8 protein-coding genes are annotated in these 14,417 nt (G+C 59.4%); 2 read left to right on the top strand and 6 right to left on the bottom strand.

What is annotated here, in order from left to right; all coding sequences use genetic code 11:
* Positions 1-143: 143 nt before the first annotated feature.
* The 4 genes from OKC44_RS06490 to OKC44_RS06475 all read right to left on the bottom strand — a co-directional run bounded on the left by OKC44_RS06490 (position 144) and on the right by OKC44_RS06475 (position 6,390).
* On the bottom strand, positions 144-1,460 hold the full coding sequence (locus OKC44_RS06490; RefSeq protein ID WP_270811665.1) for a TolC family outer membrane protein: 1,317 nt from the start codon (positions 1,458-1,460) through the stop codon (positions 144-146).
* Between the two features lie 35 nt (positions 1,461-1,495).
* Positions 1,496-2,914 carry an HlyD family type I secretion periplasmic adaptor subunit gene (locus OKC44_RS06485; RefSeq protein ID WP_270811662.1) on the bottom strand — a complete coding sequence of 473 codons (1,419 nt, stop codon included), beginning with the start codon at positions 2,912-2,914 and terminating at the stop codon, positions 1,496-1,498.
* Positions 2,907-5,051, bottom strand: coding sequence for a type I secretion system permease/ATPase (locus OKC44_RS06480; RefSeq protein WP_016351166.1), 2,145 nt, complete (start codon positions 5,049-5,051; stop codon positions 2,907-2,909). Before OKC44_RS06480 ends, OKC44_RS06485 begins: the two co-directional genes overlap by 8 nt.
* A gap of 403 nt (positions 5,052-5,454) precedes the next feature.
* Positions 5,455-6,390: a TIGR01212 family radical SAM protein gene (locus OKC44_RS06475; RefSeq protein WP_270811659.1), complete on the bottom strand. Its 936-nt coding sequence runs from the start codon at positions 6,388-6,390 to the stop codon at positions 5,455-5,457.
* A gap of 613 nt (positions 6,391-7,003) precedes the next feature.
* Between OKC44_RS06475 and gltB the strand changes: the two genes are divergently transcribed.
* Together gltB and OKC44_RS06465 are read left to right on the top strand one after the other, a co-directional pair.
* Entirely contained in the window at positions 7,004-11,461 is a 4,458-nt protein-coding gene (gene gltB, locus OKC44_RS06470) for a glutamate synthase large subunit (RefSeq protein ID WP_270811656.1), read from the top strand.
* A 12-nt stretch (positions 11,462-11,473) separates the two neighbouring features.
* The gene (locus OKC44_RS06465; RefSeq protein ID WP_044800304.1) at positions 11,474-12,889 is read left to right on the top strand and encodes an FAD-dependent oxidoreductase; all 1,416 of its coding nucleotides are present in this window, start codon (positions 11,474-11,476) and stop codon (positions 12,887-12,889) included.
* Between the two features lie 80 nt (positions 12,890-12,969).
* On the opposite strand, the gene OKC44_RS06460 is transcribed toward OKC44_RS06465, so the two are convergent.
* Positions 12,970-13,731 carry an amino acid ABC transporter ATP-binding protein gene (locus tag OKC44_RS06460; protein ID WP_029303878.1) on the bottom strand — a complete coding sequence of 254 codons (762 nt, stop codon included), beginning with the start codon at positions 13,729-13,731 and terminating at the stop codon, positions 12,970-12,972.
* Positions 13,728-14,384 carry an amino acid ABC transporter permease gene (locus OKC44_RS06455; protein WP_196246059.1) on the bottom strand — a complete coding sequence of 219 codons (657 nt, stop codon included), beginning with the start codon at positions 14,382-14,384 and terminating at the stop codon, positions 13,728-13,730. Before OKC44_RS06455 ends, OKC44_RS06460 begins: the two co-directional genes overlap by 4 nt.
* Positions 14,385-14,417: the final 33 nt, after the last annotated feature.

Below are 14,417 nucleotides of genomic sequence, written 5' to 3'. Positions count from 1 at the left end.
CCGATACTGCTCAGTCACATGCATCTTCAAAAGATCCACTGGCTGTTACAACGCTGGCCAGAAGTGGCCGTCAGAGACAAGGGATGGCGGCAGCCCGGCTGCAGCCATCCCTTTCACTCGCATCAAACCTGATGCGCACTCCATTACTGTTTAGCTTGCCAATCGGCGGGCTGCTTCACATTAAACGCATTGAGCAGACTGCCAGTAGCATTGAGGATCCGATAATCCGCCAGCAAGGAGTCGTACTCTGCCGTGATGTAGCTGCGACGGGCCTCAAACAGTTCGTTCTCGGTGTTCAGTACGTCCAGCAAGGTACGCTGGCCCAACCCGAACTGCTTCTTGTACGCCTGTACGGTGTCATAGCTGGCATCCACATGCTCTTTCAGGAAGGTCTTCTGTTTGGTCAAAGACTCTTTGGCGTTCCAGGCTAGGCGGGTTCCCTCTTCAACCTGACGGAAAGCATTCATATGAATATCTTTCGCCTGGGAATAGAGAGCGGACGTCGCCTTGCTCTGCGCCAGATCGGAACCTCCACGGAACAGGTTGTAACGCATGCGCACCATGGCGGTCAGATCGTCATTGCGTCCCTTGACTGCATCAATGTCCTCGTTCCAGTTCTGATCCACTTCAAACGTGACGTTGGGATAAAAACCGGACTTGGAGCCTTCATGCTGATACTTGGCGGCTTCGATATCCTGCAAGGATGACAGCAAGGTCGGATGCACTTCGGTCGCCGTCTTCAATGCGGCATCCAGGCTGCTCGGAATGAGCTGAGCATCCGGCACCGGCTGTACCAAATCTTTTGGCATCTCATTGACTACCCGGATGAACTCGCTCTCGGCATCCCGGTAGTTGTTTTCGGCAGCCGCCTGATTGGCATAGGCCCTGGCGACACGACCATCAATCTGAGTCTGGTCTGCCGTGGATCCCAAGCCTGAATCGGTCCGCTTGCTGATGTCGCTGCGGATCTGCTCGTGAGTTTCCAGGTTCTGTTTGGACAGCTCCAGGATCTCCTGCTGACGCAGCATGTTGAGGTAAACCTCAGCCACGCGCAGGGCTGTATTCTCCGCCTCGGAGATCATGGCCAGACGCTGAGCATTGGCTTCGGCATCGGTACGAGCCACGTTGCTGCTGACGTTGAAACCATCAAACAGCATCTGGCGCAGGCTGATCCCTGACTCTTTACGAGTCATTGAATCGTCGCTATTGCGATTTAAGCGAGTTGACGGGCTGTCAGTCTTCTCATAGCCGACACCGCCGCGCAGATCGATGGTGGGATAGTAACCACCTTTGGCCCCATCATGCTGATACAGTCGCGCCTGATAGAGATCAAAAGCTTCCTTGATTTTGGGATGGGTAGCCAGTGACTGTGCCACTGACTGTTCCAGTGTTTGGGCCTGGGTAAGGCCCGGGAACAGCACGGCGCCACTTACTAACATGGCAACAATCGTCTTCTTCATGGTATCTCCAGTCATGTTGTTTTTAGATTGTTGGCTTATCGTTCTCTCAGTGCCGACTGCTTTGCCCGTAAAATCGGCTTAAGCAAATAGTCTAGGACACTTTTTTTACCAGTAATAATATCTGCACTGGCTAACATACCGGGGATGATGGGAAGTGCGTTAAGCTCATCGCCCAAGTAACTTTTCTCGGTGCGTACTCGTACCAGGTAAAAGGAGTTGCCATCTTCATCCTGGATCGAGTCGGCACTTATCTGTTCAACCTTGCCATGTAATCCTCCATAAATTGTGAAGTCATAGGCAGTAATCTTGACCACGGCCTCCAGCCCTGGCCGCAAGAACGCGATATCTTTGGGCGACACTTTGGCCTCGACCAGCAGAGTGTCTTCCAGCGGAACAATTTCCATCAGATCCATGCCGGGTTGCACCACCCCCCCCAGCGTGTTGATCTTGAGCTTCTTGATGGTGCCCTTGAGCGGCGCAATGACGCTGGTGCGATCCACCCGATCCCGCAGCCCAACCTGGCCTTCGGACAGCTGGCTCAATTTGCCTTGCCGTTCATTGAGCTCAGTCTGAGAATCGGCCCGGAATTTCAATGCAATGTCGTTGCGCTTGGAGATGGTCTCCCGCAACACGGAATCGAGCTTGGGAATAAGCAGCCGGTTGCTCTCCAATTCCCCCTGCATTTCGTTGACCTGCCGTTCCAACTTGATCAATTCAACCTGGGGCACGATCCCCTCTTTAGCCAAGGGGCGGCTGATATTGAGCTCCTGCCGCGCCAGATCCACGCTACGCGCCACCGTCCTGATCTTGGCGTTGAGCTCTATGGTCTCCTGCTCTTTCTGTTCAATCTGTTGCCCCAGAATATAGAGCTGGTTGTTCAAGTTGTTGAGGCGCTCATCCTGAACTGATTTTTCTCGAGCCGCATATTCGGCAAAGACGTTTTCGAAACCGTCCGGGAAATCGATGGGTTGCTTGTCGACCACGACCTGCTCACGCCATCCCAGATTGAGGCCGGTCTTGACCACAACGCTCTGGATTTCGGAACGCAGCCTGGCAATATCCCCCTTGAGAGTCACCAGCTCCTGCTCCCGTTCACGAAAATCGGAGCGGAAGCGAGTGTCATCGATGCGCAAGAGCGGCTGCCCTTTTTCAACGATGTCACCCTCTTTGACGAAGATCTCCTTGACGATCCCCCCCTCCAGGTTCTGGATCACCTGCAATTGACGGGAAGGGATGACCTTGCCCTGTCCAACGGTGACCTCATCGAGCTCGGCCCAGGCAGCCCAGACGATGGCGCTCATGAAAAACAGGAAGCAGGCCCACAGCAATGCCCTGGCTCGAGTCGGGGTACTCAGCAGTACCGCAGCCGCACCGTCATCGACGAACTCAAGGTGCTCCGGCGCCGGCAGTACGGTATCGTATGGCGCCTTCTTGAACAGGCCAAATTTAGCCATTGGACGCCTCCTGCACACGCACCTTGCCCTCTTTCAACTGTTGCAGCACAGCCTCTTTAGGCCCATCGGCCACCACCTGCCCCTGTTCAACCACGATGACCCGTGAAGCGACATCGAGCATGGAGGTTTTGTGAGTGATCAGGATCAGGGTTGTTTCCGGCCCCAATCGTGCCAGCTCATGCTTGACCTGCATCTCGGACTGGTTATCCATGTTGGAGGTGGGCTCGTCCATCACCAGAATGGGGGGGTCGTTGAGCAAGGCTCGCGCCAGCAGGATGGCCTGACGCTGACCACCCGAGAGCTGACGGCCTCCTTCGCCGATTTGCCGATCCAACCCGTTGGGATCCCGATTGGTAAAATTGGTGACGCCAGCCCGTTTGGCGGCCCGCATGACCCGCACATCGTCCACCAGTGGATTGCCCAGCATGATGTTGTCACGCACCGAGCCAAAAAACAGGGTCACGTCTTGCGGGACACAACCAATGTTGCGCCGGATAACCGAGGCCGGCAGTTGATCCAGCTCGAACCCATCGAGTCGCACCGAGCCATCGGTGGGCCGATACAAGCCCATCAAGATCTTCTCGAGCGTGGTTTTGCCCGCCCCGATCCGGCCTATGATGGCCACCTTCTCACCCGGCTCGATACGCAGATTGATGTTGTGCAGCGTGCTGGTTTCCATCCCCGGGTACTTGAACGAGACATTGTCAAATTCGATCCGACCGGAGATCACGGGATGGTGGATATACTGTTTGCCCTCTTCCTGCTCACCCGGTGTCACCATGATTTTTTCCAGGATTTCCAGTGCGGACTTGGCCTGGTTGTAACGGGTGGAGAGCACCGACAACTGCACCATGGGCGCAATGGCACGGCTTGACAGCATGACGGCAGCAATCATGCCCCCCATGGTGACCAACCCTTCCGAGATCTGATAAACACCGACAATCACCAGTGCCACCGTCACCACCTGCTGGATGTAACTGGCCAGCGAGGACATGGAGTTGGTGATGCGGCGGGTCTGCACGCCCCAGGTCGAGATATGGGAGACGGCCTGCTCCCAGCGATGCTGGAACATGCTCTCGGCCCCGAAAATCTTGACGGTCTCAAGGCCTGAAATGCTCTCGATCAGATTGGCATTCTTCTGGGAGGCAAGCCGCGATCCCTCTTCGATGGACTGCTTGAGCGGCGCCTGAATATAGAAGCTGTAAATAATGAGGATCAGCATGGCGACGATCGGCACCACGACCATAACCCCGGCGAAAATCCAGATGATGAACAGGAAGAAGACCGCGAACGGCAGGTCAATGAGGGTAGAGACGGTGGCGGAGGTAAAAAACTCCCGTACCGATTCAAACTCCTGCAGATGTTTGGCAAACGCACCGGTCGAGGCCGGCCGCGACTCCATCCGCATGCCCATTACCTTGGCGAAGATCTTGGCCGACAACAGCACATCCGATTTTTTACCGGCAATGTCGATGAAGTAGCTGCGCAGCTGACGCATCACGAAATCGAAGGTGAACACCACCATGGCCCCGACCGCAAGCACCCAAAGGGAATCGAATGCCAGATTGGGCACTATCTTGTCGTAGACGTTCATGGTGAACAGCGGGCTGGCGATGGCAAACAGGTTGATCAGGATGGACGCGATCAATACATCCCGATAGATGCCACGGGATTCAAACAGAGTGCTCCAGAACCAGTGCCCGTCACGGGTCTCCAGCACCTTGGGGGAGCGCTCATCAAATTTGAACTGCTTTTTGACAAAAAACAGTCGGCCCAGATACTCATCACCCAGCTGGGCCGCACTGAGCCACTGGGCCGCATCTCCCGCCTGAGGAAAGATGACCTTTCCTTGACTCCTGTCTTCATTCCACTCCAGCAGAATGCAGGCGCCGCCATTGCGCATCTGCAACACGCAAGGCAGCAACAAGGGGGAGATTTCGGCAAGCGGCTGGATCACTTCCCGGGCCGACAGTCCGCCCCGCTCGGCGGCACGGCCAAACAGGTTAGGTGTCAGCAGGCCGGACACCAGTGGCAAACCGGTCGTCAGGGCATCCTTGCTGTTGGGCACCCCATAAAAGCGGGTCAGAAAGACCAGGCACTCCAACAACTCGTCAATACGGTTAGTTTCTGCTTGCATAGCATCCTGTCACTGCATGATTGGGCCGGCTCTATCGCCACACCGATATTCAAGCTTCACGGGCGCAGTTTGGCGCAGACGATCCCGTGACATAAAGAACAGAGCTCCCCAAGAAGGGATCAACAGCCTGATATACATTAAGCACAGGTACATGACACTGAATGTCATTGGCAGACCTGATAGGCATTACACCCAAAGGCGAGACGGGCAGTTTGGCTGCGGATCGCGACACAAGATGGCGCCACCTCCGATATATCCCGTCCAAATTGGAAATAATACAAGCTTATTGATAATGATATCTTTTTCAAGCCAAGTACTATATCAAGACAATTTTACCGAAACTATACCGCAAAGACTGAATTTCATCTAATAACTCACTGTTTTTTTGATGAAATCTGATTACCTAGCCGATATTGCCAGAAAGCGAAAAAGGGCGCCCCAGCGCATGACCCTGGGCGCCGGAGCGGGCCAGTTCACTAGCAATGTCAGCCATGGCTGTCCAGCGATTCTCGCACCAGGCCGGCGCCAACAGAGTCGGACGGCGTGCCGATGCCGAGATGCGGTGGTACACCACCTCGGGCGGCGTGTGCTGGATCATGGCCACCGCCGCTTCCACATACTGCGCCAGGCTCGGCACCTCCAGTCGACCCGCCTGCCACGCCTTGCCAAGGGTGCTTCCCTCTACCACGTGCAGCGGGTGCAGTTTTATCCCCTCCACCCCCGTCTCCACGATGCGCTGCAGCGTATTCAGGCTGTCCATGGCGACTTCACCGGGCAGACCGACGATCAGGTGGGCGCACACCTTGATGCCGCGCTGATGGGCCCTGGCCACCGCGTCGGTATAGGCGGCATAGCCATGACCCCGGTTGATGCGCTGCAGCGTCTTGTCGTTGGCGCTCTGCAGCCCCAGCTCCAGCCACACCTCGTAACCCCGGGCCTGATAACCGGCCAGCAGGTCCAATACCGCATCCGGCACGCAATCTGGGCGCGTCCCAACACACAAGCCCACCATGTCGCTCACCGACAGCGCCTCTTCATACATGCGCTGCAGGTACTCCACCTCGGCATAGGTGCTGGTATAGGCCTGAAAGTAGGCGAGATAACGTTTGGCCCGGGTCACTTCATCCCGGCGAGCCAGCAGTTGCTGCACCACCGAAAGCTGCTGGGCCGACTCGTCGGCAAAGGAGGAAACATTGCAGAAAGTGCAGCCGCCACGGCCCAGCGTGCCGTCCCGGTTCGGGCAGGTGAAGGCACCGTGAATGGAGAGCTTGTGGATCTTCTGGCCATGGCGTTGCTTGAGATCCTGGCCGAATGTATTGACGAGTTCGTGTAACTGCATGACACCTCCAGTAAAGGGGCGTCATTGTACGAGCTTGACCGCGCGCAGCGCTGCGCTGGATCAAGAGAGGATATAGTCGGGAAAACATATAAATATTCACCAATAACCGGATAAATATCAGCAAATGGGTAGTTATCGACGCTTTCGAGACTCATCCCCAATTTGACGAAGGCTCAACACCACCACAAAACCATCTTCTAACAGTTTGTTGAATAATGAAAATTCTCTCATAGACGGTGGTTTTGCAAATGCAAGTCACCTGCTTCGTTATTGTGATCTCGGCCATTCACTTGTCGAGTGGATTGGTAAAATTACTACAAATCCTTGTCCCCATTGAGTCAACCAGCAAAGCCCAATATGACAATACAAAATTCCACAAAAACAAAAATAACCAGAGCAATCGCCAGTTAATACCCCATATAGACCCGTACCCCGACATTTTGTTATGAGTTTGTGATAATGAAAACAGCCGGGATGTCCAATTGACCTTGCCGAAAAATCCCATTAGTTTGGAGATTCGCCACCTCAGGCGGACGGAACCACAAGAGCCAATCGCAATTTATGCAGTCTGTTGATGACAGTGCGATGCAAGGCCGAGCAAGGGAGAAATGCAATGTCACTATATGATCCAAAGCTGGAGAGGGATAACTGTGGCTTCGGCCTGTTGGCCCACATGGAAGGTGAAGCCAGCCACAAGCTTGTCCGTCTCGCGATGTCAGCATTGGCTCGCATGCAGCACCGTGGCGGCATCTCCGCCGACGGCAAGACCGGCGACGGCTGCGGTCTGTTGCTGCAAAAACCCGACAGCTTCTTCAGAGCTGTCGCCGAAGAGAAGGGATGGCACCTGGGCCGCAACTACGCGGTCGGCATGCTGTTTCTCAACCCCGATCCCGTTTTGGCGCAAGCCACTCGCGACATCATCGACGAAGAGCTGGAGAAGGAGACCCTGAGTCTGGTCGGTTGGCGCAAGGTGCCTATCGATACCAATGTACTCGGCCCCATCGCCAAGGCCTCCCTGCCCAGCATCGAACAGGTCTTTGTCAACGCCCCGCCCGGTTGGGTCGACAAGGATCTCGAGCGGCGCCTCTATATTGTGCGCCGCCGCATCGAGAAACGCATCAGCGACGACTACTTCTACGTGGTCAGCCTCTCCAACCTGGTCACCGTCTATAAAGGGCTGTGCATGCCGGTGGATCTGCCGCGTTTTTATCTGGATTTGGCCGACATTCGCATGCAGGCGGCCATCTGCGTATTCCACCAGCGTTTCTCCACCAACACCAGCCCGCGCTGGCCGCTGGCGCAGCCGTTCCGCTACCTTGCCCACAACGGCGAGATCAACACTATCGCCGGCAACCGCCAGTGGGCCAAGGCGCGCAGCTACAAGTTCGCCACCCCGCTGATCCCCGATCTGCAAGAGGCCGCCCCCTTCGTCAACACCACGGGGTCGGACTCCTCCAGCCTCGACAACATGCTGGATCTGTTCCTGGCCGGCGGCATGGACCTGTTCCGTGCCATGCGCCTGTTGATCCCGCCTGCGTGGCAGAAACACCCGAACATGGATGACGACCTGCGCGCCTTCTATGACTTCAACTCCATGCACATGGAGCCCTGGGATGGCCCGGCCGGCATCGTCATGACCGACGGTCGCTACGCCACCTGCGCGCTCGACAGAAACGGCCTGCGTCCGGCCCGCTACGTCATCACCAAGGACAAGTTCATCACCCTCGCGTCCGAGGTCGGCACCTGGGATTACACCCCGGACGAAGTGCTGGAGAAGGGCCGGGTCGGCCCGGGCGAGCTGTTCGTGGTCGACACCAGCAACGGCAAGATCTGGACCAGCTTCGAGATCGATGACGATCTCAAGAGCCGTCACACCTACAAGCAGTGGATGGACAAGCACTGCAAGCGGCTGGTGCCGTTCGAGCAGATGGATGACGCCAGCACCGGCGCCCGCGAGTTCTCCGACGATCAGCTGAAAACCTATCAGAAGCTGTTCGGCTACTCCTATGAGGAGCTGGATCAGATCATCAGGGTACTGGGTGAAAACGGCCAGGAAGCGGTGGGCTCCATGGGGGATGACACCCCGATGGCGGTGCTATCCTCCAGCCAGCGCACCCTGTACGACTACTTCCGCCAGATGTTCGCCCAGGTCACCAACCCGCCCATCGATCCGCTGCGGGAAAACCACGTCATGTCGCTGGCCACCTGTATCGGCCGCGAGCAGAACGTGTTCAACGAGACCTTCGGCCACGCCCACCGGGTGCTGTTCCAATCGCCGATCCTGCTCTACTCCGACTTCCACCAACTGCTGGCACTGGAAGGGGAGCACTATCGCCATCAGGTGATCAGCCTCAACTTCAAGCCCGAAGAGGGACTGGAAGCGGCCATCCTGCGCATCTGTGAAGAGGCCAAGGCTGCCGCCAAGGCCGGTACCGTGCTGCTGATCCTCTCGGATCGGGACGTCAGTGCCGACACCCTGCCCATCCCGGCCGCCATGGCGGTGGGAGCGGTACAGCGTACCCTGGTGGACAACAACCTGCGTTGCGACGCCAACATCCTGGTGGAGACCGCCAGCGTGCGCGACCCGCACCACTTCTCGGTGTTGCTGGGCTTTGGCGCCACCGCCATCTACCCCTACCTCGCCTACGAGACGCTCGCCAAGCAGGTAGAAGAGGGCGTGCTCAAGATGAGCCTGCGCCAGGCCATGCTCAACTACCGCAACGGCATCAACAAGGGGCTCTACAAGGTGATGTCCAAGATGGGCATCAGCACGGTGGCCAGCTACCGCTGCTCCCAGCTGTTCGAAGCGGTGGGCCTCTCCAAAGCCGTGGTCGAGATGTGTTTTCGCGGCGTATCGAGCCGCATTCAGGGCGCCGATTTTGCCGACATCCAGCAGGATCAGTTCAATCTGGCCCGTCAGGCCTGGCTGGCCCGCAAGGCCCTCACTCAGGGCGGCCTGCTCAAATTCGTCCACGGCGGTGAGTACCACACCTACAACCCGGATGTGGTGCAAACCCTGCAGACCGCGGTGCGCTCCGGCAACTATGCCGATTACAAGGAGTACGCCCGTCTGGTGAACGAGCGCCCGGTCGCCACCCTGCGCGATCTGCTCACCCTGAAGAAGGTCGACAACCCGGTGGCGCTGGAGCAGGTGGAGCCGGCCGACAAGCTGTTCCCCCGCTTCGACTCCGCCGCCATGTCCATCGGTGCGCTGGGCCCGGAAGCCCACGAGGCGCTGGCGGTGGCCATGAACCGGCTCGGCGGTCAGAGCAACTCGGGTGAAGGCGGCGAGGATCCCAAGCGCTTCGGCACCGAGAAGAATTCGCGCATCAAGCAAGTGGCCTCGGGGCGCTTTGGCGTCACCCCCCACTACCTGATGAACGCCGACGTGGTGCAGATCAAGGTGGCCCAGGGCGCCAAGCCCGGCGAAGGGGGCCAGTTGCCCGGTGACAAGGTGACGGCCCAGATCGCCAAGCTGCGTTACTCGGTGCCCGGCGTGACCCTGATCTCGCCGCCACCCCACCACGACATCTACTCCATCGAGGATCTGGCCCAGCTCATCTTCGACATCAAGCAGATCAACCCGAACTGCCTGGTGTCGGTGAAACTGGTGTCCGAGCCCGGCGTTGGCACCATCGCCTGCGGCGTGGCCAAGGCCTATGCGGACTTCATCACCGTCTCCGGCTACGACGGCGGTACCGGCGCGAGCCCGCTCACCTCGGTCAAATACGCCGGCTCCCCCTGGGAGCTGGGCCTGGCCGAGACCCAGCAGGCACTGGTCGCCAACGGCCTGCGCCACAAGGTGCGGCTGCAGGTGGATGGCGGCCTCAAGACGGGTCTGGACATCATCAAGGCGGCCATTCTCGGCGCCGAGAGCTTCGGTTTTGGCACCGGCCCCATGGTGGCGCTGGGCTGCAAATACCTGCGCATCTGCCACCTGAACAACTGCGCCACCGGCGTCGCCACCCAGGATGAGAAACTGCGTCGCGAGCACTTCACCGGCCTGCCGGACATGGTGATGAACTACTTCAAGTTCATCGCCGAGGAGACCCGCGAGCTGATGGCCCAACTGGGCGTCACCCAGCTGACCGACCTCATCGGTCGCACCGATCTGCTGGAAGCGCTGCCCGGCCTCACCGCCCGTCAGGCCAAGCTGGATCTTTCCGGCATCTTGGCGGCCCCAGTTGCACCGGCAGGCTCCAGCCTGTTCAGCCAGCAGCACAACCCCACCTTCGACAAGGGGCCTTTGAACCTCAAGATGGTGGAAGATCTGCTGGAGGCGGTGGAAAACATGAGCGGCGGCGAGTTTCGCTACGACATCCGCAACACCGACCGCTCGGTAGGGGCGCGTCTGTCCGGCGAGATCGTCAAGCGGCACGGCAATCAGGGCATGGCGGCCGATCCGGTGCGGGTCCACTTCAACGGCACCGCCGGCCAGAGCTTCGGCGTCTGGAACGCGGGCGGCCTTGAGATGATCCTCACGGGGGATGCCAACGACTACGTGGGCAAGGGGATGACCGGCGGCAAGCTGGTGATCAAGCCCCACGTCGGCGTGGCATTCAAATCCCACGAGGCGGCCATCATCGGCAACACCTGCCTCTACGGCGCCACCGGCGGCAAACTCTATGCCGCAGGCACTGCCGGCGAGCGCTTCGCGGTGCGCAACTCAGGGGCCCTCGCGGTAGTCGAAGGGATCGGTGACAACGGTTGTGAATACATGACCGGCGGCATCGTCACCGTGCTCGGTACCACCGGCGTCAACTTCGCGGCGGGCATGACCGGCGGCTTCGCCTACGTGCTCGACGAGTGCGGCAACTTTGCCAAGCGCACCAACCCCGAGCTGGTAGAACTGCTGGACGTGGCGGACCTCGCCATCCATCAGGAACACCTGCGCGGCATCATCACGGCGCACCTCAATGAAACCGGCAGCTCGCGCGCCGAGGAGATCCTGGCCAACTTCGACTCCTATGTGCCCAAGTTCAGGCTGATCAAACCCAAGTCCAGCGACGTCAAATCGCTGCTTGGCCACACCAGCCGTTCCAGTGCAGAACTCAGAATCCAGGCGCAATAAGGAGGGAACCCTATGAGCCAGAACGTATTTCAGTTTATCGACGTGCAGCGGGTCGACCCGCCCAAGAAGCCGCTCAAGATCCGCAAGATCCAGTTCGTGGAGATCTACGAGTCCTTCAACCAGGCCCAGGTCGGCATGCAGGCGGATCGCTGCCTCGACTGCGGCAACCCTTACTGCGAGTGGAAGTGCCCGGTCCACAACTACATCCCCAACTGGCTGAAGCTGGCCAACGAGGGACGTATCCTGGAGGCGGTGGAACTCTCCCATCAGACCAACAGTCTGCCGGAGGTGTGTGGCCGGGTCTGCCCGCAAGACAGACTGTGTGAGGGTGCCTGCACCCTCAACGATCGCTTCGGCGCCGTCACCATCGGCAACATCGAAAAATACATCACCGACAAGGCGTTCGAGATGGGCTGGAAGCCCGATCTCTCCAAGGTGGTCAAGACCGGCAAGCGGGTCGCCGTCATCGGCGCCGGCCCGGCGGGCCTCGCCTGTGCCGACGTGCTGGCACGGGGCGGTGTCACCCCGGTGGTGTTCGACAAGTATCCGGAGATCGGCGGTCTGCTCACCTTTGGCATCCCCTCCTTCAAGCTGGAAAAAGAGGTGATGCAGCGTCGCCGCGAGATCTTCGAGGGGATGGGGGTGGAGTTTCGTCTCGAGACCGAGGTGGGCCGCGATGTCACCTTCGCCGACCTGCTCGGCGAGTTCGATGCAATCTTCCTCGGGGTTGGCACCTACAAGTACATGAAGGGCGGCTTTGCCAACGAGGAGGCACCGGGAGTCTACGACGCCCTGCCCTACCTCATCGCCAACGCCAACCGGCTGCTGGGCTTCGAGAAGGCGCAAGCCGATTACATCGACTTCGCCGGCAAGCAGGTGGTTGTGCTCGGCGGCGGCGATACCGCCATGGACTGCGTGCGTACCGCCATCCGTCAGGGGGCCGACAAGGTGATCTGCGCTTATCGCCGCGACGAGGAGAACATGCCGGGCTCTAAGCGGGAGGTGAAGAATGCCCGCGAAGAGGGGGTTGAATTCATGTTCAACCTGCAGCCGGTCGGCGTCGAGCTGGACGCCCAGGGCCGCACCTGCGGCATCAAGGTGGTGAGCACCGAGCTCGGCGCTCCCGATGCCAATGGCCGCCGCAACCCGGTGGTGATCGCCGGCTCCGAGCAGGTGCTGGCTGCCGATGCGGTGGTGATGGCGTTCGGCTTCCAGCCCAACCCTCAGCCCTGGATGGCAGAACACGGCATCGAGCTGGACGGCCGGGATCGCATCAAGGCCTCGGAGCAGGCCGAACATGCCTTCCAGACCAGCAACCCCAAGGTGTTCGCCGGTGGCGACGCGGTGCGCGGCTCCGATCTGGTGGTGACCGCCATCTATGAGGGGCGCAAGGCGGCCGAAGGGATCATGGACTACCTGGCCGTGTGATCTGCCGTCGCAACCACGCCATCATGCAAACAGCCCCGCTCGTGCGGGGCTGTTTTTTTATGTCGCTCAGCCACAACCGGCTAGATGCTCCAGCTCTCCGGCAGCCGCTCGGTGAGGGTGGAGATGTATTCGAAGGTACGTGCCCGCTTGGGGGTGGTGAACATCTGGCGCGCACTGCCCGCCTCCACCACCTCACCCGCCTCCAGGAAGACCACCTGCTGGGCGATCTGGGCCGCCAGACGCAAGTCATGGGTGGCGATCAGCATGGTGGTGCCCTCACTGGCCAGCTGGCGCAGCACGGCCACCACCTCCTGGGCAAGCTCGGGATCCAGCGCCGAGGTGGGCTCGTCACAGAGCAACACCTTGGGGGCTGGCGCCAGCGCCCGGGCAATGGCCACCCGCTGCTGCTGACCGCCGGAGAGGGTGGCAGGCACCGCCTGGGCCTTGTGCCTGAGCCCCACCTTGTCGAGCAGTTGCAGGGCGCGCGCCGCCGCCCGCTCCCTGGGCCACTTCAACACAGTCACCAACCCTTCCATCACGTTCTCCAGCACTGTCATGTGCGGGAACAGCTGGAAATTCTGGAACACCATGCCGGTCTGCTGGCGCAGGCTCAGCACGCTCTGGCGGGACAGGTGATGGGCAAAGTCGAGCTCGCTGCCCCCCAGCACCAGCTGGCCCGCGTCCGGTCGCTCCAGCAGGTTCACGCAGCGCAGCAGGGTACTCTTGCCGCTGCCGGAGGGGCCGATCAGGGCGGTGACGCTGCCTGCGGCCATCGCCAGCCCTACCCCTTTCAACACTCGCTGCCCCGCAAACTGCTTCTCGATGCCACTCAAGCGGATCATAGGGCGACCTCCCGGGTCTCTTTATATACCAGTCGCTGCTCCAGCTTGTCTTGCAGGGTGGAGAGTACCGAGCTGAACAACAGGTAGATGAGGGCCGTCTCGACATAGAGGATGAGCGGCTCATAGGTGACGGAGGCAAGTCGCTGAGCCGCCTGAAACAGCTCGGGCACCGTCACCGCCGCCGCCAGCGAGGTGTCTTTGACCAGGGAGATGAAGGTGTTGGAGAGCGGCGGCACCGCGATGCGCGCCGCCTGCGGCAGGATCACCCGCCACATCACCTGGGGCCAGTTCATGCCAATGGAATAGGCTGCCTCCCACTGCCCCTTGGGGATCGCTGCCAGGGTGGCACGGATGATCTCCGAGCTGTAGGCACCGATGTTGAGGGTGAAACCGATGACGGCGGCGGTGAAGGCATCCAGCACTATGCCCGCGCTCGGCAGACCGTAAAAGATCAGAAACAGCTGTACCAGCAGCGGGGTGCCCCGAATAAGCCAGACATAGAAACGGACCAGCATCACCAGCGGGGCCGGACCATATAATCTGGCCAGCGCCACCGACAAGCCGAGCACGATTCCCAGCACGAAGGTAATCAGGGTAAGTGGCACGGTAAAAATAAGCCCCGCACTGAGCAGGGGCCAAAAAGAGTCGATCATTAACTGCAACCAGGCCGGCACGTTAATATCCTC

The organism is Aeromonas sp. S41-2, from assembly GCF_027705845.1.
Taxonomy (GTDB): domain Bacteria; phylum Pseudomonadota; class Gammaproteobacteria; order Enterobacterales; family Aeromonadaceae; genus Aeromonas; species Aeromonas hydrophila.
This window is presented reverse-complemented; position numbering and strand designations above follow the sequence as displayed.